Origin of the sequence: Limibacter armeniacum, assembly GCF_036880985.1 — a bacterium.
Lineage (GTDB): Bacteria > Bacteroidota > Bacteroidia > Cytophagales > Flammeovirgaceae > Limibacter > Limibacter armeniacum.
The window spans coordinates 2,846,274-2,867,265 of the sequence record NZ_JBAJNO010000009.1 but is presented as its reverse complement, the minus strand read 5'-3'; the positions used below and the strand labels follow the sequence as shown (position 1 = coordinate 2,867,265).

Below are 20,992 nucleotides of genomic sequence, written 5' to 3'. Positions count from 1 at the left end.
AATGAAAAAGACTGCACTCATACTAGGCGCAACATCCGACATAGCCCAACAATTGGCTTATGAGTTTGCTAATAATACTTTTGATTTAATCCTCACAAGTCGCCAGCCAGATATGCTGGTTCCTTTGGCTAAAGATATAGAAAACATCACTTCAGTTAAAGTTGAGGTTGATAGTTTTGACGCCCTTAATACAGATTCTCATGATGCCTTTTCCGCTAAATATAAAGACGTAGATACAGTGATTGTCGCATTTGGCTATTTAGGAGAGCAAGCTACAGCCGAAAGTTCATGGGAAGAATGTCAACAAATTCTACATACAAACTTTACAGGAGCAGTATCTATTCTTAACAGGTTTGCCAATTACTTTGAAGAACGAAAGGCTGGCTCCATTATCGGTATAAGTTCTGTTGCAGGTGACAAAGGAAAGAAAAGTAATTATCTATATGGAAGTGCTAAAGCAGGGCTGTCAGTTTATCTGCAAGGTTTAAGGAATCGTCTTTATCATTCAGGTGTTCACGTTTTGACTGTCAAACCAGGTTTTGTCCATACCAAAATGACACAAGGAATGGATTTACCTGAACTATTGACAGCAAGTCCTACTCAGATCGCCCGTTCTATTTTCAATGCCTATAGAAAAAAAGCCAACACCTTATACTCATTGCCACAGTGGAGAATGATTATGCTTATCATCAATGCAATACCAGAAACTGTTTTCAAGAGGTTAAACATGTAAATGAGTTACTCAATGGCTGCTAATAAAAGTACCGACTGTATTGCCTTTTTTGATTTCGACGGCACTATCACAAATAAAGACTCACTGCTTGAATTGGCTAAATTCTCTTCTGGAAACTTCATTTTCTATATTAAAATGTTTGTTCTAAGTCCTATGCTTATTGCCATGAAGCTAGGATTTCTATCCAGTAAAAAAGCAAAAGAGACTTTCTTGTATTTTTTCTTCAATGGGAAATCCCAAGAGGAAATGGAAACCCTCATGAGGAAGTTCAGCTCTGATATGATACCAAAGATGCTCAAAAAGGATGCGCTGGAACGTTTAAGGTGGCATCAGGAAAACTCACATACCATCTCGGTAGTAACAGCCTCGGGACAGTGGGTAAAATACTGGTGTCATGAAATTGGCATTAGGTGTATTCATACGGAGTTAGATTTCAGTAATGGAATATTTAAAGGAAAAATTCTTGGTGAAAACTGTAATGGACATACCAAAGTACAGATGATCAAGCAGAAATTTGACTTGGGGCAATACAAGAGTATATATGCTTATGGTGATTCCAAAGGAGATAAGGAAATGCTTCAAATGGCCTCTTATCCATTTTATAAACCATTTTAAATGAAAAAGGCTCCTCAATGGAGCCTTTTCTATTCGCTATTTTAACTTTAATAACTTATGCGTGATTACCTTTTCCTCAAATACTATTTTGATCAGATAAAGTCCAGTCGGTAACCCTCCTATAGCACCTCGGTAATAACCATTTCCATTTTCACTTAGATCAATACTATATCGTTCCCCATTGACTGAATAAAGCTCCAGCTTTGAACTACTTGGGGTAACAAGATCTTTTTTGATAAAGACACTGTTTGTCATTGGATTACTAAACAACAGTTTTTCTTCACTGATTTCTCCTAATGTGCCAAAAGCCATACGACTGTTAGCTTCACTTGCTCCTAATAGCCACTCGTATAAATTGGCACTAGTTGTTTCTTCGAAAGTTGGATTCCAACAGTCATCTCCTGTCAAATCTTCATAAACTGTCAGATTGATGTCATCTATCGCTGCTGAACATGAGGTCAAACTGTTCACAAAACTTTTTACACTTCCTACAGAAACGTTCTCATCAGCAGCATTATGGAAAATCCAAGTCCTGACTGTTGCCATATTGCAGACTTCTCCAATTCCCCAACTACCAAAGCCAACAACCGCATCCACTTCATCGCTATACTTTTCAGTAAATGCATATGCTGCAATAGCTCCGGTTTCCCAACCAGTCATCCACAGTTTTATATCTGTCAACCCATATTCACTTTTTACATGAGCTATTAGTTCTTTGACCATTTCCACATTCCAACTACCTGCCCATTTACTGTTCTGTGGAGTTAAGACCACAAATGGAAAGTTTTTCCCTTCTTCAATTAACTTAGCCGGACCATTCAAAAGTAATTTATCATACTCCAACTCTCCCCTTTCATCCTGTCCATGCAATACTACCATCAGTGGCAGGTTTCTTTGACCATCTCCATACTCATCAGGCAAATAGAGGTAATACCCATGCTGCTTGCCTGTTTGACTAGATGTAAATGACTGCTGCAAGTGTGAGGCTTGCTGTTGTTCCACTGCCCCAGTCCCAGTCTCTGAGGTATCATATAGCCAAGAATAAATATCCCAAGGAGCATCTGCTTCATATGTTTTATCCCATGAGTCATTTTCAGTAGCATCAGGGTAATAATTCATTTTAACCTCTCCACTACCACATGCTTGTAGTCGGTTAACAAAACCTTCAGCACTTGAAAGTGAAACTACAGGATCATTCTCATTCTGGATGTACCATACTCTTGATTGAGCTATACTACATACCTCTCCACTTCCCCATGATGAGAATGTGACCATAGCATTCACTTTTCCTGGGTAAGCTGTCGCATAATTATAACACGCTAAAGCACCTTTCTGCCAACCCGTAAAATAGAGTTTGTTATCATCAATTCTGTATTGGGACTTCATACTTTCCACCAATTCGTTCATCAGGTCGATATCCCAACTACCAGCCCATTTGCCGTTCTGGATTGATACGATGATAAATGGAAAATCTCGTCCTTCATTCACCTCTTTAATTGGCCCAGCTGTTAGCAGCTTATCATACTCCAAACTACCTCTTTGCTCATCACTATGAAATACGAAAAGGATGGGATACTTTTCTGAACTAGAAGCATAATCTTTTGGTGTATATACAAAAGTTGCATATCTCGCACCTGAAGATGCACTAAATTCAACAGGCAAAAGCTCTCCTTTTTCAATTGATGTTGTTTCTGTAACAGATACCGTATTGCTATTAGCAGAGCACTCGCCTAAGCCAACTTTAACAAAGTACTCCCCTGCCTTATCTACTACTATGCTTGCTCCTGTTGCCCCATTGCTCCATTCATAACTATCATATGCTTCTGCTAAACTTAATGTAACTGGTCCATTATTTAGACTCGTGTGAGAAGCCGTAATTACAGGTGTATCCATTGCTTTTGTGGTAACTTCTACATTATCACAAGTCTCTGCTGCATCTACACTCCCACATATACTCACCTCATATGTTGTTATACACGCTAATCCTTCAAACTGATAACTACTAGTATTGTCCGTTATATCAACTGTTTTAACTACAGTATTCTGCTCTATATCTTTAAGTGTAATTGTATATTGCAATGCCAATTCGGAAGCATCATGTGTCCAAGAAACAGCTATTGAATTAAATGATGTATTATCTACTGTAAGGCTGATATCAGGTAGTTGCACCTTGTTTCCGGCTGAAGAATTACTGTATTGTAATAACCAACTGTATATATCATACCCTGCACTACCACTGTATGTCTTTGACCAAGCATCATGTCCACTTGAGTTGTAGATAGTTGCCTTTGCAGGGTCTGGATCTAGACAACTATTGATTCTACTTACTGCTGACTTTGTTCCATTAGAGTTAACAGTTCCATCATTTTCATTGTGAAATGCCCATGTTGGCATTTTTACGTTACAGGCCTCTCCTGTCAACCAACCTGATATTGGAACTATCGCAGCCACTTTTTCTGGGTATGCAGCTGCAAAATTAAACGTTCCTCCACCTCCCATACTGAAACCTGTAACATACAATCTAGTCTTATCAACCCTATATTGCGCCATTAGTAAATCTGTAAACTCATTTACTACATTAGGCTCCCAGCCTCCTGCCCATTTATAAGATTGAACAGCCGCTATAATCATAGGGAAGTCCCTTCCTTGGTTTACCAATTTGGGAGGTCCATGTCTCATGAGACTACCATAATCCAGCTCTCCTTTCTCTCCCTGCCCATGCAAACACAACAGTACAGGATAATCTTGCTCAGGATACAAATAGTATTTCTCCGGAAAGTAAACTGTGTAGGCGTGAATATGACCATCTCCCTTAGATGGGTCACTATTGTAATACAGCTGACTTTGTCTTGTATGGGTCTGAAACTGCTGAAAAACCAACTTATCTTCTCCATTTTGGCGAACCAATACATATATATAGTATTGTGACTTGGGCTCTAGCCCTTCAATTGTAAATGATCCATCATTATATGATTGTTTAGATAAGTATTGGCTACTGCCTTCAAACGCTGTATTAAATGATGACACCGAACTTATATTCAGGTCACTACTATGGAGGATCACCTTCCAACTCACTACGCTTCCATCAGTACTCTTTACACGTACTGACTTGGTTCCGTAATAAACATCCACTGAGTTGGATTGAGAATAGACTTTAGTACTGATACCAATAAACAATATCAGTACAGTCAGATAAAGTGATGAAAAATTCATAGCTAAGGTTTGTGTAATTAAAAACACATTCCTTAACGTGTTGTTTTATAATAGGTTACTTCACCAACACTTAACAGTTGATAATTCCTTTAAAAACCACTCAAAAACATTGATATACAAAGAATAAATTGAATTTTAATATTCAATCACAACGTTTTACTTAATACACCTTACGTAATAAGACAAAATCAATAATTATTTGTCTTAATATTTTGGGTATTGAGTCAGAGTATTGATACTTTGTTGAAATCATACTAAAACGATGCGTAAATCATAAGTTATAGGACACTAAAAATAGGATTTATACTATTTTTATTTTCACCATAACAAGCTACAGTATTAATAACATATGACGTAATCCACTTAAAACGCTAGTGGAATAAATTTATAGCAGATTCAACTTAAAAAAATTATATTTTTTTATTTTTTCCTTTTAACTTGATGTACTGATTAATACCTCCAATATTTTTTGGTATTACAACCCTAACACAAATTTTCATTTTCGATGTGATGTATATATCCATGTGATCATCTTTAAATCCATAAAGGTCATAGATATACTATTAAGAGAGATCATTGATCAAAAAAGTTAATATATCATCATTTTAGGTGAATAAAATAGATAAAACTGTACATGTCGCTACAAGAGTGTTTTATGTAACTTATACGCTATGTCTATTAACCCAAAAAAACTACAAGACAAACTTATTATAATTATACTTGGCGGAATGTGTATTGTCGTCCAATTGATCCTTTGGCTAAAGGTGATTTACATTTAAACCTAGAATAACAGATTTTTACTACGTCCCTGAACCCGTTAATTGGTGAATAATGAAACACCTAACCCAAATCAATTACCTGAGCTCAAAATATAAATTCTTTTACCTTTCAATTACAGTACTCTTTACTGCTATAGCTATAAACTACCTTCTCAGTAGTAGCTTAGGATTAAAAAGTATTGCTCTTGTTGGTGCCCCTATCGGTATACTTCTATTCGTTAGTACACTTAGGAATATCAAGTTCGGCTTCTATATATCCTTTATTAGCTACTTCATGCTTGACTTTTTAATCAGAGCGTTGAAGATCAAATTTACAATTGGTGTCTTTATAGAAGCTTATACAGGGCTTCTTGTACTTGCACTTATATACAGGTTATGGGTAGAAAAAAACCGGAAGTTTGCTACGTCAGGCATCACCATTTTATTAGCACTGTGGTTTGTCTATTTGAGTCTGCAAATTTTTAACCCCCATATGTTATCAAAGGCTGCATATATACACTCTATGCGAACTCCACTATATATATTCTGTACTTACTTGATTGCATATCATTCCCTTAATAACCTTAAGGATCTTTGGTTCATGGTCAAAGTAATACTGATTATGATGAGCATAGCTTGTCTATATGGCATTTTTCAAGAAAAATATGGTTTGCTTTCATTCGATAGTGATTGGCTGTACTCAGATCCAGAAAGAGTCAAGCTGATGATCACTTGGGGACGCCTGAGAAAGTTTTCTATTTTTTCGGGACCAATGCCCTTTGGAGTAACATTAGCTTTTACAGGCATTTTTAGTGTCATTCTTGCTTTAGAAAGCAAAAAGAAACGACATATAATTTTATACAGCTTATACACTCTTATTGCGCTTTGGGCTAGTGTATATACGGGTACCCGTACAGCTTATATCTTGATTCCTTTCGGGTATATTATATACCTCATCCTAAGACTCAATCCAAGATTGGTCATGTTTAGTATTGGATTAGTCTCACTGTTAACAGTTGCTGTAGCGTTTAATCATTCCAGTGGTGCTATGCACGTTGTACGAACAGCCTTTACACCAAATGATGATCCATCTATGCAAGTAAGATTAGACAATCAGGCTTTTATACAACCTATTTTACAGAGCAGACCATTCGGTTCGGGTCTTGGCAGGTGTGGGCATCTTGGTGCTATGTACTCTCCCAATACAAAGCTCGGGAAGTTTCCTCCTGACAGTGAATATGTACGCATTGCCATTGAATCCGGCCCTATAGGCTTATTTCTATATATGTGTATTAATGGGGCTATATTAATTTATGGTCTCTACTATGCCAAAATGCTTAACAACCCACAACTCAAAACTATTATTGGCGCATTTTCAGTCATGTTCTTTATGATAATCTTAGGGGGGTATCCCCAAGAAATTATCAGCGGAAGTAAACCTTTACCGCTTTTCTATGCATTCACTGTTGCTGCAATAGCTAAAATACCTAAGCTGGATAAATAGATGGTTTCTAAAGATTTTAACAACTTATCAATTAATCTAACAATGAAGACTTCAATTACTACTTTAACTACTGTCTTACTTATTTTCCTGCAATACACAGGGTATAGTCAAAATAACAAAGTCATTGTGCACTTTGACTCAATCAACCAACATCAGGAAGTTTTGAATTACCTTGTTGAATTAGCGATCACCCAATCACCTCAAATCAAAAAAAGTCACTTAGAGATGGAAAGGGTTGATGTTGAAAGTAGTTCTGCAAAATGGGATTGGCTAGATAATATGGCTGTCTCTTTTAACTATAATGAAGCACACGCCAAACAAGGTTCAGAAGACTTTACTAGCAATGCTTTTTATCCCAAGTATAACTTGAGTTTAAAAGTAAACCTGTCTCTTCCCATGAAACAGATTTACACCAACAAAACTTCTAAGATTGACCAAAAGATCGTTCATGAAGAAAATACCATGTTAAAGCAGGAGCTAAGAAGTGAAATGGCGATTCTATTCGAAGACTATTTAATGAACAAAGAGCTATTGAAATTAAGTGCAGAAAGAGTAGAAGCTGCCAGACTTCAACTAGAGCTTAGTGAAAATGAATCCGACGATGTTCAGTTGTATGATACCAACCTCACCAAATACCAACAGGCTAAAATTGGCTATATCAAACAACTGAATGAATATAAAAAGAGTATCTATGCCATAGAAGCTATCATTGGTACCAAGCATAATATAGCATGGTAATAAATAAAGGAGTAATACGAATTCTGTTTACCTCAATACATCACATAAAAAATTCCCTGGTAAGTAGAATTCTCCTTTTCTCCTTTGAGCAGATAAAAATATGAACCCGTAGGAATACGATGTCCATTTGCTACTCCATTCCAATCGTTTGTATAATGGTCTTGTTTATAAATTAAGGTTCCATTCGTGTTGAATACTTCTAAAGTATAATCTTGCTGATTACTAGCAACCACTGAAAACCTTAATAAATCATTTTTATTATCGTTATTCGGAGTTAGAATCACTTTTTTACCAGCTTCTTCAGACTTATCATCTAGCTGTTCATCAATTAAAAGTACTACAAGTGCAGCTGACCTATCTCCATTCGTATCTACAACTGTATAGATAAAACTATCTTCACTATGGTATTCCTCTGCTGAATACTGATAAATAAACGTTTGAGTCTCTATTGCTAACTCTAATCCTCCATATTCAGGCATAGACTCATAGCTTACCTCTTTAATACCATCAGCGATATAGTCATTTGCCAACAAATTCAGCTCAATTGGTTCTGTATCATAAATATTGATCGTATCATTTACAAGAAGAACAGGGTCATTAACTCCTTCTATAGTAAGCATAACAAAAGCACTATCGATATTACCTTCTTCACTTACAACAGTATAAAGTAACTGATCCAAACCGTAATCATCTTTATCTGGTATATACAGTATTGTCTCATTATTGGTAACTTCAGCTCTGCCATAAAGAGGCTCCTCTAGAATAGAAAGTGTTACTGCTAGATTCGATAAAACGTCATTCTTTAAAACTTCTATTGTAGCTTGTTCATCCTCTTTTAAGGATACCGTATCATCATAAGCAATAAATACCACCTCTGGTTCTCCAAAAATATAAATCCAAGCCGTAGCGGTACTCCCATCTGGTTCCTCTATTTGATAATTGATACTGTCTTTACCTATAAGGTTTTGATCCGACAAGCTGTATTTTAAAGTAAAAGTCGAAGCAACATATTCAGCTGTTCCATGTTCAGGACCTTTCAAAATACTCAATATCACCTCTCCTCCATCATAATAAAGGTCGTTTTCCAAAGGATAGATCAAATACTCATTTTTTGTCTCATCTGTATATACACTGTCATTATTTGCTACCACAGGGTCATTTACAGCTGTCACTTCTATAATTATTTTCGCTTGTTCCTGCAACCCTGCCTTATCCTTTACTATATAAGTAGCACTATCCTTCCCGAAATAATTCGAGTTTGGCTGATACGTCAAAACACTATCTGATAATAGTGTCAAAGTACCGTTTTCAGGCTGAGAATAGGTATCTATAACCATCCCTCCATTTAAGGAATAATCATTATTCAGAACATTATAATCTATTGCTATATCTTCTGGAGTTGTGAAACTATCAGCAACTGCAACTAATGGTTTGGTCACTTCCAAGATTTCAAAGTAGACCATTGCACTGGCTTGATCTCCATCTATATCTGATATTACATATACAATACTGTCCTTTCCCACATAATTCTCAGATGGCTGATAACGTAGTTTATTATCTGCTTGTTTGGCTATTGTACCATTCTGTGGTGTAGTAAATGAAACCAATGACAAACCACCATCCACTGCTTCATCATTAGACATTACATCAAAAGTGACTTGCTCATCTTGGTTTAAGAATACACTATCCACTCTTGCAACAGGTAAATCATCTTGCCCAATTACTTCGATAAATATAAAAGCAGTATCCTCCCGTACTCCATTTGATACAGTATAAATAGCACTATCCAACCCAAAATAATCAGCTTTGGGAGTATACAGCAACACACTATCTGAAAGCTGACTCAACGTTCCATTTTGAGGAGTTGTCAGTGCAGTTATCGTTATACTTCCATTTCCTGTAGAATCATTAAGTAGTACATTAAATGCTAACATTTCATCTTCATTCAAGGAGATGTCATCAGGGTCTGCCTGTATATAATCAGTTGGATCCATAGGCCAATCAGGATCATCCAATACTACAATCTCCAATGTATCCTTGAATACTCCACCTCGCTGATCATTCACCGAGATTGAAACTTGGTAGGTACTTTTTTCACTAAAGTTGAAACTTATAGCAGACTTCAAGTAATTCTGATCAATAGAAAACACTTCATTATCTAACTCAGTCCCTTCAAGGGCAAAAATATGTCCCTGAGACTGGTCATCTTCTGCTATTAATTCACCTATCGTGGTACCTATAGGTAGGTTTTCTAAAACTGTATTTGGAGAAAGCGTTATTGAAGTTGGAGAAGTATTAGGTTGTACCTCTTTGGTAAAACCCAACATCCAAGTATATATATCATGTCCAGCACTCCCATCATAGGTCTTTGTCCATGCATCATGCCCTCCTGTCGGATAGATGGTCATGATCGCTTCAGGTTCATCTTCGGTTCGACAGCCATTGATTTGATTAATTGCATTGATTGTTCCATTAACGACTACAGTACCATCCCCTTCGTTATGGAACCCCCATACTCCCATATTGATATTACACAATCCTCCACTACCCCAACCAGAAATTGGCACCATCGCTGCGATCCTTTCTGGGTAAGCAGCAGCATATATATATGTCCCTGCACCTCCCATACTTAACCCTGTCACATAAAGCCTATTTTGGTTTACCCGATAATTATCAAACAACAAGTCAACAAATTCATTTATTACATTTGCTTCCCAACCTCCTGCCCATTTGTAAGTCTGAGGTGAAGCTATAATCATGGGAAAATCCCGTCCTTGCTCTACTAACTTCGAAGGACCATGCCTTAGCAATTTATCATACTCCAATTCACCTTTTTCCCCTTGACCGTGTAAGCATATAAGCAATGGCCATTCAGAGTTAGGGTTTAAGTAATACTCCTCAGGCAAGTACAATGTGTAAGCATGAATATATCCATCTCCTATATCAGGGTTACTGGTATAAGAAAGGCGATATTGCCTTTCTTGTGTCTCAAACTCATCAGTAATCAATATTCTATTTGACAACTCATCCAGCTGAGTCATATACACAAAATAGCTTGTTTTTTCATTCAATCCTTCAACTGTGATTTCCTTGCCATATCCTTCTGCCTTTATAGCTGTTGTGGACTCATACACTGCATCAAAACTGACAATATCATCTATTGAAAGGGCTGACTCTGAGACCAACACTTTCCATGTCACATCATTATCTCCGAGAAATCTTACTGATTTAGCTCCTGCATAAATAGTCACTTCACCTGCTAACGGAGTCAAGAATGAAGTAAGTACACTAATTGATACAGCTACCAATACTATAAAGGAGGGGATATAAAGTTTCTTCATCAGTTTTTATCGTTTATATCTTCTTCTAAACCTATTATGTCTCCGTTTTACTTTTTGTCTGTATTTGGTATAAGGCTTCTTGTCACTCTTTTTTGAAAAACGAAGTGCCACTTCATGAGCATTTTCAATAATAGTGCTGAAGTCCTCCAAATGGTGGATATATGTATACATTAGTGTGAACCCATTCAATCCTACACCAGTTGTCAGAAGCACTTTTTTATTACTTTGATAGGCTGTTGTTAACTGTAGTGTATTTTTCCAATTGAATTTGGCAACACCAGCATATTTTAAATCGGATATACGGTCGTATTCGAGTATTACGGCAGGAGAAAGGTCAACGGATTCTGATACCTTTACTTTATAATCAATATAACCACGGGCCAAATGGAGAATACTTTTATCTACAAACGCTATATTGGGTATACTTGCTCCTATTTCAAGGTCTTGGATCCTTAAAGTCATGCCAAAAGACATGATAAACTTCATTTGCGGGCTAGACCGATCATCTAAAAGAACTGGGTCTGAAAGGTCTACAATCTGATCATAGTCTCCATTTTGTAAACCTACATTTTGGTCATACAGACCCGCAGCAACTCCCAGTGTTAGTCCTGAGTTTTGCCTAAAATTAACCCGATAAGCATACGTCGCCTTTAAATAAGTCTGGCTAACCTGAGAGATTTTTTCATGGTAATATTGTAGACCAACTCCAAAATTATTGAAGTAGCACACACCTCCTCCACCCATCTTAAACAAGCTACTGTTGTTATACAGAGATTGGAGGTTACCATATAGAACGCCTGTAAATGAATGATTCTCCTGATAGCTCGCAGGATTCACCAAATAATAACTATAGAGGTAATTATCGGTATCTGACAGTTGTTGAGACTTTACGTCTCCTAATGCCAAAGCCAAAAACGCACAGACTAACACCCCTTGGAGAAAACTCCTTTTCATGTTGATTTAGATTATTCAAAACACACAAATATGATAGCTGGTTTACTTGAAGTCTATTTGTTTTTTGCTTTGTTACTTCGTTAAAGTTATCTAGATAAACTTACTATTTTTTCATCGGCCTTGTACTCTGATGAACAGGCGTCTTTATATATATTATGATAGTTTTTTCTACTCAGGTATACCTCAATAAATGAATCTCCTTCAGACTTCTGCCTTGGTGCTTCAAATGTCTCCACGAGACAATACTTTGATTTCAACTCTTCTCGCAATCGTTCAGGATAAAAATTCTCTAATCCTTGTATTTCCTGAAAGAGAACTATGTCATAAAGTTGGTCATCAATATTGTTTTTTAACCTAGAAACCCCTCTCTCAAAAATCCCTACTCGTTCATGATACCAAAGCGGTTGATCTGTCATCGGTGTATAATTCATCTCTTTTGCCAGCGGCGTCAGCTCAGTCATATTCAACACCTTTACTGAATCTGTCCAAATAGGAAGGTCTTTCAGTTTTTCAATGCCTTCCAATGTATTAGTAGGCATTGTAACTCCTGAAAATGCAGATGTTTTGGGAGAAGATATCCATTGGGACGTAGCATACTTAATTTGAGCAGTTTTCTCTTTTGGTTGAGAATAACCTACTAACCTATTGATATACCCCCAATATGGAGCTGACATAACCATAAACACCAAAGTAAGTACCCCACAAAGCGCAAAGAAGTTTTTAACCCTGATCTTATCTTGAAAAAAGTAAGTCATGTAAATCCAAAAAAAGCCATGATGGTAAATATGGTTCTCTTCAGGCAAAGGACTTGTTACTTCAATAATAACACTTTCCATAACAAAGAATACTCCTATTATTGTAATGATGATATGTCGTAGAGAGAACAGTCGTTTCCTATTATCTACATACAAATAGATATTCAATCCTAAAATAATAGAGAGGTACGCTTTGTGAGCTGTACTTTCCCCAAAAAGTACTGCCATTGCTTTTACTGGACTAAGTCTTGAGCTATGTGGGAACTGACCATAGTTAAACCAGTAACCAAAATCATATGGAATAAATATGTATACCACACCCGCAATTAATACAACTACCCCTGCCGTATACCCCAATAACAAATAATAACTACGTTGATTGATACTATAGATCGCAAATAGTAAAAATGTTAAGCATATGCCTAACCCTCCAGCATCTTGCTTCGTAAAGAATGACAGAACATTCAAAAGAACAGCCAAACTTACACAAATTGACTTCCCCCAAACTGCATGTGTATTCTGATTAGTCAGAAGAAGATAAACAACAGGCAGCATTCCTAAAAATTGAAACACAAATACAGAGTAGTTATACCAAGGCCAGAAATTCACAAATGTAAAAGTGATAATCACGATAAAGAGATTGATTATACGTTGTTGTGAATCGAATAAAAAAAGCTTCATCAAGTACCTTACTCCAAACAGGAAAAGCATATTAATGAAAACCTGAGTAATTACTAAGGTCTTTAAACTAGGGCCAAACAACTTAAAGAATGTTGCCGGCAGCAACCAGTAAACAGGCCCCATAGGCAATCCAAAGTCTTTAAATGGTATTTGACCTAAGTACAATCTATATGCTCCTTCAAACGATAAAAATATATTGATACGATAAGGTAAAGTAATCAACAAAGGAATGAGACAGATAATTGTAATCAATGCAAATTCAAAAACCTCAAACATGGTTTTTGAGCGAATATTGGTAATCATATTCTATAGAAGTTTTGGGTTTGTATTATGTATTAGGATGTACTAAAAAAGTAGTCTTTCAATAAGAAAATTATGGTATAATCATTGCTTTGAAGCCATCAAGATAATTCCTTATCAATTATGTACCAACATTTTACTATATATTTTAATTTTTAAAAGAATACAATTGAACATTATTACGCCTTCATTATCGAGATTAACCTATATCATGCAAGTCACACATGTAAGGTACATTCCCTATTTAAGCTAGAAACCGTTAATCGTTAGCTAAAATTTTGCAGTGATAACTTTCAATACCTAATCAACAACCAGTTATGCGATATTCTATACTGTCAATGCCAGTTATGATACTGGCTTTGCTCTTGACTCATGTCGTCAAAAGCCAAGTAACTTATACTGCTAATGATAAAGTGCCTGCCCAAACCGCAGACTTTATTTACGGAAGTAATATGGGATACTATCCACCTTGGACCGATGCCCAGCTAGCAGATATAGCTGCAGGAAACCCTGAAAAAGGGGTAAGTGGCATTGGTTATAACGGCTTAAGGCCTGCTCTCCCTGAACATTTTCTGGAACAATATGGATACCAAATCAGAGCTTCTACTTTTCAGCACTACCATGACATAGGTGCAAATGGAATGACTGCATTTATTGGTTATCCATCTGATGCGCATATGGATCCGAACGCTTACTGCGACGGCATACAATCCAAGATGTTTGATAACATGTATGAGCCAATTTGGGATAACGGAGCTAATGGAACAGCAGTCAACGAAAACAACTATATGGCACTCTACCTTTACAAAATGCTCCAAGTATATGGACCATATGTCAAATATTGGGAAGTGTGGAATGAGCCTGACTTTAGTTACTCTGCTAACTCCCGCAAAACGTCCGGACAGGATGGGAACTGGTGGGACAATGATCCAAACCCTTGTGACCTGAAAAATCTTCAGGCCCCTATTCAACATTATATTAGAGCTTTAAGAATCAGTTATGAGGTCATCAAAACCTATTATCCTGATTCTTATGTGTGTGTAGGAGGTATTGGTTATGTAAGCTTTTTGGATGCCGTATTGAGAAATACTGATAACCCAAACAATGGTGCAGTATCAAAATCATACCCACTGAAAGGTGGTGCTTATTTTGATTGTCTCAGCTTCCACTCTTACCCACACTATAAGCAGAGAAAATGGAATAACTCAAAAGGTGGTTTTGATCACTTTAGACACTCAGACGCCGCTCTTGATATTGTAAGAGATGAAAAAGCCACTTTTGAAAGTGTTTTGAATAAATATGGTTATGGTAAGGGCTTTCCTGAAAAGGCCTGGATTGTTACAGAGACCAATATCCCCCGTTTCACACCTGCAGGTGCAGAACTTGGAGGAACTCCTGAAGAACAGCGAAACTTTGTCATGAAGACTATGATTGCTTTTCAAAATATGGGTATATCTGCTAACTACATTTATAACCTTGCAGATAAGGAAACACCAAAAGAGTCTACTGATATTTTCAAACAGATGGGCTCTTTTAAACCCATTGAAGGTAACAATCCTTACGATGCAGAAATGACGACCCAAGGACTAGGTTTAAAAACGCTATTAACCTTCCTTGATGGTTACAAGCTAGATGCTGCTGCTACAAGTTTCATTATGGATAATGACAATATTGACGGAGGTGTTTTCACAAATGGTGAAGGTGACTACAAGTGTGTTATATGGGCTAAAACCAAAACAGATCAAAGTGAAACATCATCAGCTAATGTGACTTTCCCTAGTTATCTGAATGTTTCAGAGTATACTGTCCAAGAATGGGATCATGCTATTACGGCAGATGAGAAAACATTTGAAGGCAATACAATTACCTTACAGGGCTCACCATTAATGATAGAGCTTAAGTCATCATCATCTCCTTCGCCTCCTCCTACTCTTACTTTGGAAAGCCCTGAAAACCTTTCAGGAAAAGTATTTCTGGAACCGTTGGAGCTTCAGCTCTCTTGGAATACTGTAGCTCAAGCCACTGAATACGTAATTGAAAAAGCTGAAAGCAATGCCTCTTTTGTTGAAATGGGAACTGCCAACAGTAATTCATTTATGGACAGTGATGTTGAATTAGGCAAAGAGTATAAATATAGAGTAATGGCTCTCAATGAAGACACGAAGTCTTCTCCTTCAAATGTAATTACAGTAAAGGTCACCAATACTAAAGAAGCACCAATACTTGTAAACTTCAGTGCTTCATCCAAAAACAGTACTCGGGCCAATACACCTTGGAACAACTTTGATAAAAATTGGCTTCAAGAACTCTATGATGTGACAGACTCTCTTGGTAATACGACCAATATTGATGTTAAACTTAGCCAAGGTGATCTTTTACAGCATTGGCAACTAAACTCTTATCAGGAAGATAGCAGATTCCCTGCCAATGTACTCAATACTTACAGGTACATCGAAGGGGAAGCAGTAATGCATATAGCGGACTTAGATACGAGTAACTATTATGATATACAATTGCTTTCTGCCACAACCTTTGATTACCCAGAAAATGTGGTGTATGAAATTAATGGTGCCACAAAAAGTATTGGGCAGTATCAGAATAAAGATGTTGTAACCTTTGAAGGTATTAAACCAGACCAGTATGGTAATATATTCTTTAAAGTATCTTCAGAAGATAATAGGGCTTATCTGAATGCCTTAATCATTTACCCATACTTTGAAAGCACGAATCAACCAAATACTGACAAAGAAATATCTAAATTCTTCCAAGTTTACCCGAACCCTTTCAATGAGCAGTTCATTGTACTATCCAAAGAAGAAATTATAGGGTTTGAGTTGATTTCATTAGATGGAAAAAGAATTAAAACGACCTACGAAGCCGTTGACTATGGCTTACAGGTCATTCCTTTGGTAGCATTGGAAAGTGGCGTATATATTTTGAAAGTTTCATCTATCAATAAGACTGATTACATCAAAATATTGAAACAATAACAATCTATAAACACCTATATACACAAAGGCTACCCTATGGAGGGTAGCCTTTTCTATTATACCTTAGCTATATAATTTAATAAACATAAAATATGACAATTTGATGTTTAGAAGATAAATAAAAACAACTACCTCTAAATAAAATACAAGTTCATTGTAGTGAATTGAAAATTATATTAATATAGTCCTATTGCTAGACTAAAAACCCAATTTTCGTACTATCAAAAAAGTTACCTTACTATTTTATGGACCTGTACTTTTTATTTCACAGCTTACTCAAACGTAAGTGGTGGCTTATAGCTACCCCTATTGCTTCAGCTACATTGGCCTTCTTTTTATCCTTCAATCTTGCAAAGGAATATAAATCTGTTGGTCAGCTTTCATTGGGATTGGTGCAGAATAATACCGTATCCTTAAATGATAACAACAGGGTTTTAAATTTCGAGGTGATCACACAGGCCAACAATGCTATTGAAACCCTATACTCTCCCAATATCCTTGACCTTCTAACCTATAGAATGATCACACATGATTTAGGAGAAGAAGATCCCTTCAGATTAAAAAACCTCAAAGAATCTGAAAAGCCAATCAGCGAAGAAAGCCTGAAAGAAATATACAAGTATGCTGTCGATAAGCTTCAGAAAATTGAAATAAAGCAGTACGACACATACAGACAAGACTCTACATTTAATGAAATTGTAAACCTAATGGGCTATGACTACAATTCATTACGTGAAAGCTTGACCCTTAAAAAAATCAGTTATTCTGATTATATCAATGTTTACTTTTCTTCTGAAAGCCCTACTTTATCTGCTTTTGCAGTAAATGAATTTTGTGACTTGGCGATTAAATACAACGAATCTCAAAGGTCAATAAAAACAAGGGAGTCCCTGACTATCATCAGTAATGTACTGCAAGAAAAGAGAAAAGCATATGAAGAAAAAAGTGCGCAGCTTGAGAGTATTAAAAAGAGTCGAGACATTCTGAACCTTGACCTTGAAAATGAAGAGAATGCTGTTAAAACGATCAGTGATTTAAAACATAAAAGAGATGAACTGATCAATAACAATCAGATCTTAGAAATCAAGTTGTCCAACCTAAGAAGAAAGATAAACGATAACACTTCAGGAACTTCAAGCCAGGATAGGTCACTGATAAGCCTTAAAAAGCAAATCAACACCCTAAACGCTAGACTCGTAAGAGGTGATGACAGTGTTAAAGACTCTTTAGAGTACCTGAAAGAAAGGTATAAAGCATTGGAGCAACTTGACAACCTTACAAATATAGATGAAGCCATCTCTGAGCTGGAACTTGAAGGCATAGCCAACAAAATCAAACTCGAATCCATTGAGAATAATATCAATGAGTTAAGAAATAAAGCCAGTAATTATATCAGTAAGGACATAAAGACCTCCTCTTTACAGCATGAAGTCAATATGGCTAGAGATGAGTACTTGAATACTGAAAAAAGGTACAATATAGAACTAAGTAAAAACCTAATAACGCAAAGTAATATTCAGCAGACCAATTATGCGTACCCTCCAAGCAAACCGGAGCCTTCTAAAAAAATGCTATTTCTGCTGTTCTCAGCATTTGGCAGCCTTGGAATTGTATTGTTCAGTATGGTGACTTATGACTTTTTGGATATGTCTATTAAACTACCTACCAGATTAAGTACCAGCATTCCTTTTAAGTATATCACTTCTTTTGTAGAAGTAAATAGCAAACATATTCCTGACAGTCCTACTGCAAACAGTAAGATGTCTGAAAAAAATAATATACAATTAGTTGACTCCAGCAGAAAAATAAGGTTGGAAATCGACAAAAGTGAAAGTCAAACAGTATTGGTTAGCAGCCTGAAAAATAAAGCTGGTAAAACTTTTACAGTAAACTCATTGACCAATTCCTTTAACCTGAAAGGCAAGAAGGTTCTTGTAATTGACCTGAACCTTAAGAATAATACGCTTACTGACTACTATAATGCAAAGCCATCTATAGCTGACATTAAGACATCAGACAGTAACTCCTATTTGCAAAATCTTATCACAAAAACAGATAATGTATTGGTCGATATTGTCGGGTGTGAAAAGAGTCAGAAGTCTCCGTTAGAAATCACTGACACCAACCAATGGAATGAGTTTTTGTCTTGGGCTAAATCTCAATACGATATTATTTTAATCGAGACTGCTGCACTTGAAAAATACTCAGATGCTGAAGAGTTGGTACCACTCTGTGATAAAGTAATTTTGGTATTCTCTGCCAATGAGACCCTGACTGAAATGAGTACAAACAGGCTAAACAGCCTAAACGAATCTTATAAGAGCAAAATTCTAGGTGCAGTATTAAACAAGGTACACCGTTCTTTCTTGAACCTGTAAAGTCCTTGCTACTACTCTTACGTTGTTCATGTTTCTGATAAGACTGAAATAAACCCAACTAACAAAACTAATAATGTAATGTACAGCTCTGACTGTTTTAAACTGATCTACAAACTCATTGTAGTTTTGTACTTCATTGCTATTGCCCCATCAATTGCACAAAAAAAGCTGACAGCATTGGATCAAGTTCCTGCTGCACCCGAATCATTTGGGTATGGAAGCAATATGGGGTACTATCCACCTTGGAAGGATGAGAACTTGGCTGAAATTATTGCTGGTGACGAACGTAGAAAAATCGAAGGGCTAGGGCTCAATACTCTTAGACCAGCCCTGTATGAACACTTTTTTGAAAAGTATGGGTACGATGTTCGGGTTCCTGCTTTCAAACGCTACCAATCGTTAGGTATTTCCAATATAACAGCATTCATTGGATACCCTAGTCATTCTCACACAGACCCCAAGTCATATGGTCATGAGAAGTCCAGTAAGATGTTCAAAAATATGTACGAACCTATCTGGGATAATGGAGAAAATGGCACTCCTGTAAACGATCAGAACCCTATGGCTTTGTATGTATACAAGCTTGTACAAAAATACGGTCCATATGTCAAGTATTGGGAAGTATGGAATGAGCCTGACTTCGATTACACTGGCAACTCTCGAAAACAACCTACGGAACCTGGCAACTGGTGGGAAAAAGACCCAAACCCTAAAGACCTGCATAACCTACGTGCACCTGTACAGCATTATGTAAGGGCTTTAAGAATCAGTTATGAGGTTATCAAAAAATACTACCCTGACGATTTTGTATGTGTGGGAGGAATTGGGTATAGTAGCTTTTTGGATGCTGTTTTAAGAAATACAGACAACCCCAATCAGGGACAAAAATCTAAGGACTTTCCATACGAAGGTGGTGCTTATTTTGACTGTGTCAGCTTTCATTGTTACCCACATTATTACCTGCGAAAATGGAAGCTCTTGGGTTTTACTTATAACAGACACTCTGATGCTGCCATTGAAGCCCTTTTATCCTTTAAGTCTGAGTTTACAAGAGTTCTGAACAACTATGGATTTGGGTCAAGGTACCCTCAAAAAGCATGGATCGTGACAGAAACCAACGTACCAAGATTTGTCATGTCTGGAAAAGACAATTTGGGTAGTGAAATGGCACAAGTCAACTACCTGCTCAAAAGTATGATTATAGCTCAGAAAGAAGGTATAAGTGCACTGTATATCTATAACCTTTCAGACTCCAGACATAAAAACAATGCTGACGATGTTTACCAACAAATGGGGCTATTCCAACCCCTCAGAGGAACATCACCTTATAGGCAAAAACTCAACCCTTCAGGCATTGCCATTAAAACATTAACCTCTTCGCTGAAAGGCTTCAACTATAATGAGAAGCTCACAAGTGAACTTAATCTACCAAAGGAAGTTGATGGGGGTGCTTTCAGTAATTCAGAAGGAAATGTCCGCATTGCATTGTGGGCTAAGACTTCTACTGACCTCGATGAAGAACCTGAATACCACTACAGGTTACCACATTTCAAAAAGGGAATGTTTGAACTCAGGTATTGGGATGCTTCGGATACAGAAAAAGTAACAACCTTGAAGTCTGCTGAAATAGTCTTAGGAGGTACTCCCCTTTTTATTAAGCAGATTGGTGAAGTAAATATAGAGCCTGATGTAGTAACTGCTGAAAAGCCAAAAGAAGTCATTCCTGAATTCGAAATCTTTTTAGAAAAAACACAAGGTAATGGAACTGTCAAATTTGCTTTAACTCCTCCCCAATCCACCTCATATCTTTCAATAGAAGTACTTGACCCTATCGGAAGGCTTGTACAAAAAGTGATGGATTATGATACCGAAAGAAGTGATGATAAGCGATATGTCTCATTCCCTACTGGAATTAGTTCTGGCAGCTACTTACTTCAAGTAAAGACCCAAAATAAAGTGATAAAGAAACGTTTTTACTACCATCAAAATAACAACGTACAATCAATTAACTAATCATTATTCTTACAAATAC

At 36.7% G+C, this 20,992-nt stretch carries 11 protein-coding genes; 7 read left to right on the top strand and 4 right to left on the bottom strand.

Features of this window, described 5'->3' with window-relative positions; translation table 11 throughout:
• The first annotated feature begins 1 nt into the window (after position 1).
• A complete protein-coding gene (locus tag V6R21_RS29660; RefSeq protein ID WP_334247120.1) occupies positions 2-733 on the top strand; it encodes an SDR family oxidoreductase in 732 nt (243 codons plus the stop codon).
• 12 nt (positions 734-745) lie between these two features.
• The gene (locus V6R21_RS29655; RefSeq protein ID WP_334247119.1) at positions 746-1,348 is read left to right on the top strand and encodes an HAD-IB family hydrolase; all 603 of its coding nucleotides are present in this window, start codon (positions 746-748) and stop codon (positions 1,346-1,348) included.
• 36 nt (positions 1,349-1,384) lie between these two features.
• Here V6R21_RS29655 and V6R21_RS29650 read toward each other — a convergent pair whose 3' ends face one another.
• Positions 1,385-4,561, bottom strand: coding sequence for an alpha/beta hydrolase-fold protein (locus V6R21_RS29650; RefSeq protein WP_334247118.1), 3,177 nt, complete (start codon positions 4,559-4,561; stop codon positions 1,385-1,387).
• Positions 4,562-5,392: 831 nt separating this feature from the next.
• Here V6R21_RS29650 and V6R21_RS29645 point away from each other — a divergent pair.
• Both V6R21_RS29645 and V6R21_RS29640 read left to right on the top strand, forming a co-directional pair.
• A complete protein-coding gene (locus V6R21_RS29645) occupies positions 5,393-6,823 on the top strand; it encodes an O-antigen ligase family protein (RefSeq protein ID WP_334247117.1) in 1,431 nt (476 codons plus the stop codon).
• Between the two features lie 42 nt (positions 6,824-6,865).
• The gene (locus tag V6R21_RS29640) at positions 6,866-7,561 is read left to right on the top strand and encodes a TolC family protein (protein WP_334247116.1); all 696 of its coding nucleotides are present in this window, start codon (positions 6,866-6,868) and stop codon (positions 7,559-7,561) included.
• A 32-nt stretch (positions 7,562-7,593) separates the two neighbouring features.
• Here the strand turns inward: V6R21_RS29640 and V6R21_RS29635 are convergent, their stop codons facing one another.
• The 3 genes from V6R21_RS29635 to V6R21_RS29625 form a co-directional block, all read right to left on the bottom strand.
• Positions 7,594-10,902 carry an Ig-like domain-containing protein gene (locus tag V6R21_RS29635; RefSeq protein WP_334247115.1) on the bottom strand — a complete coding sequence of 1,103 codons (3,309 nt, stop codon included), beginning with the start codon at positions 10,900-10,902 and terminating at the stop codon, positions 7,594-7,596.
• Positions 10,903-10,908: 6 nt separating this feature from the next.
• Positions 10,909-11,856 (bottom strand): type IX secretion system membrane protein PorP/SprF, encoded by a 948-nt coding sequence (locus tag V6R21_RS29630; protein ID WP_334247114.1) that lies wholly within the window; start codon positions 11,854-11,856, stop codon positions 10,909-10,911.
• An 86-nt stretch (positions 11,857-11,942) separates the two neighbouring features.
• The gene (locus V6R21_RS29625) at positions 11,943-13,595 is read right to left on the bottom strand and encodes a hypothetical protein (RefSeq protein WP_334247113.1); all 1,653 of its coding nucleotides are present in this window, start codon (positions 13,593-13,595) and stop codon (positions 11,943-11,945) included.
• Between the two features lie 314 nt (positions 13,596-13,909).
• Between V6R21_RS29625 and V6R21_RS29620 the strand changes: the two genes are divergently transcribed.
• The 3 genes from V6R21_RS29620 to V6R21_RS29610 all read left to right on the top strand — a co-directional run bounded on the left by V6R21_RS29620 (position 13,910) and on the right by V6R21_RS29610 (position 20,973).
• On the top strand, positions 13,910-16,582 hold the full coding sequence (locus V6R21_RS29620) for a T9SS type A sorting domain-containing protein (protein WP_334247112.1): 2,673 nt from the start codon (positions 13,910-13,912) through the stop codon (positions 16,580-16,582).
• A gap of 245 nt (positions 16,583-16,827) precedes the next feature.
• Positions 16,828-18,960: a GumC family protein gene (locus V6R21_RS29615; RefSeq protein WP_334247111.1), complete on the top strand. Its 2,133-nt coding sequence runs from the start codon at positions 16,828-16,830 to the stop codon at positions 18,958-18,960.
• Between the two features lie 78 nt (positions 18,961-19,038).
• Positions 19,039-20,973, top strand: coding sequence for a T9SS type A sorting domain-containing protein (locus V6R21_RS29610; protein WP_334247110.1), 1,935 nt, complete (start codon positions 19,039-19,041; stop codon positions 20,971-20,973).
• The last annotated feature ends 19 nt before the right edge of the window (positions 20,974-20,992 follow it).

Excerpts from the sequence above, each read along its gene's own strand:
- V6R21_RS29660 (WP_334247120.1), top strand. The coding sequence starts at position 2 with ATGAAAAAGACTGCACTCATACTAGGCGCAACATCCGACATAGCCCAA.
- V6R21_RS29655 (WP_334247119.1), top strand. The coding sequence starts at position 746 with ATGGCTGCTAATAAAAGTACCGACTGTATTGCCTTTTTTGATTTCGAC.
- V6R21_RS29650 (WP_334247118.1), bottom strand. The coding sequence starts at position 4,561 with ATGAATTTTTCATCACTTTATCTGACTGTACTGATATTGTTTATTGGT.
- V6R21_RS29645 (WP_334247117.1), top strand. The coding sequence starts at position 5,393 with ATGAAACACCTAACCCAAATCAATTACCTGAGCTCAAAATATAAATTC.
- V6R21_RS29640 (WP_334247116.1), top strand. The coding sequence starts at position 6,866 with ATGAAGACTTCAATTACTACTTTAACTACTGTCTTACTTATTTTCCTG.
- V6R21_RS29635 (WP_334247115.1), bottom strand. The coding sequence starts at position 10,902 with ATGAAGAAACTTTATATCCCCTCCTTTATAGTATTGGTAGCTGTATCA.
- V6R21_RS29630 (WP_334247114.1), bottom strand. The coding sequence starts at position 11,856 with ATGAAAAGGAGTTTTCTCCAAGGGGTGTTAGTCTGTGCGTTTTTGGCT.
- V6R21_RS29625 (WP_334247113.1), bottom strand. The coding sequence starts at position 13,595 with ATGATTACCAATATTCGCTCAAAAACCATGTTTGAGGTTTTTGAATTT.
- V6R21_RS29620 (WP_334247112.1), top strand. The coding sequence starts at position 13,910 with ATGCGATATTCTATACTGTCAATGCCAGTTATGATACTGGCTTTGCTC.
- V6R21_RS29615 (WP_334247111.1), top strand. The coding sequence starts at position 16,828 with ATGGACCTGTACTTTTTATTTCACAGCTTACTCAAACGTAAGTGGTGG.
- V6R21_RS29610 (WP_334247110.1), top strand. The coding sequence starts at position 19,039 with ATGTACAGCTCTGACTGTTTTAAACTGATCTACAAACTCATTGTAGTT.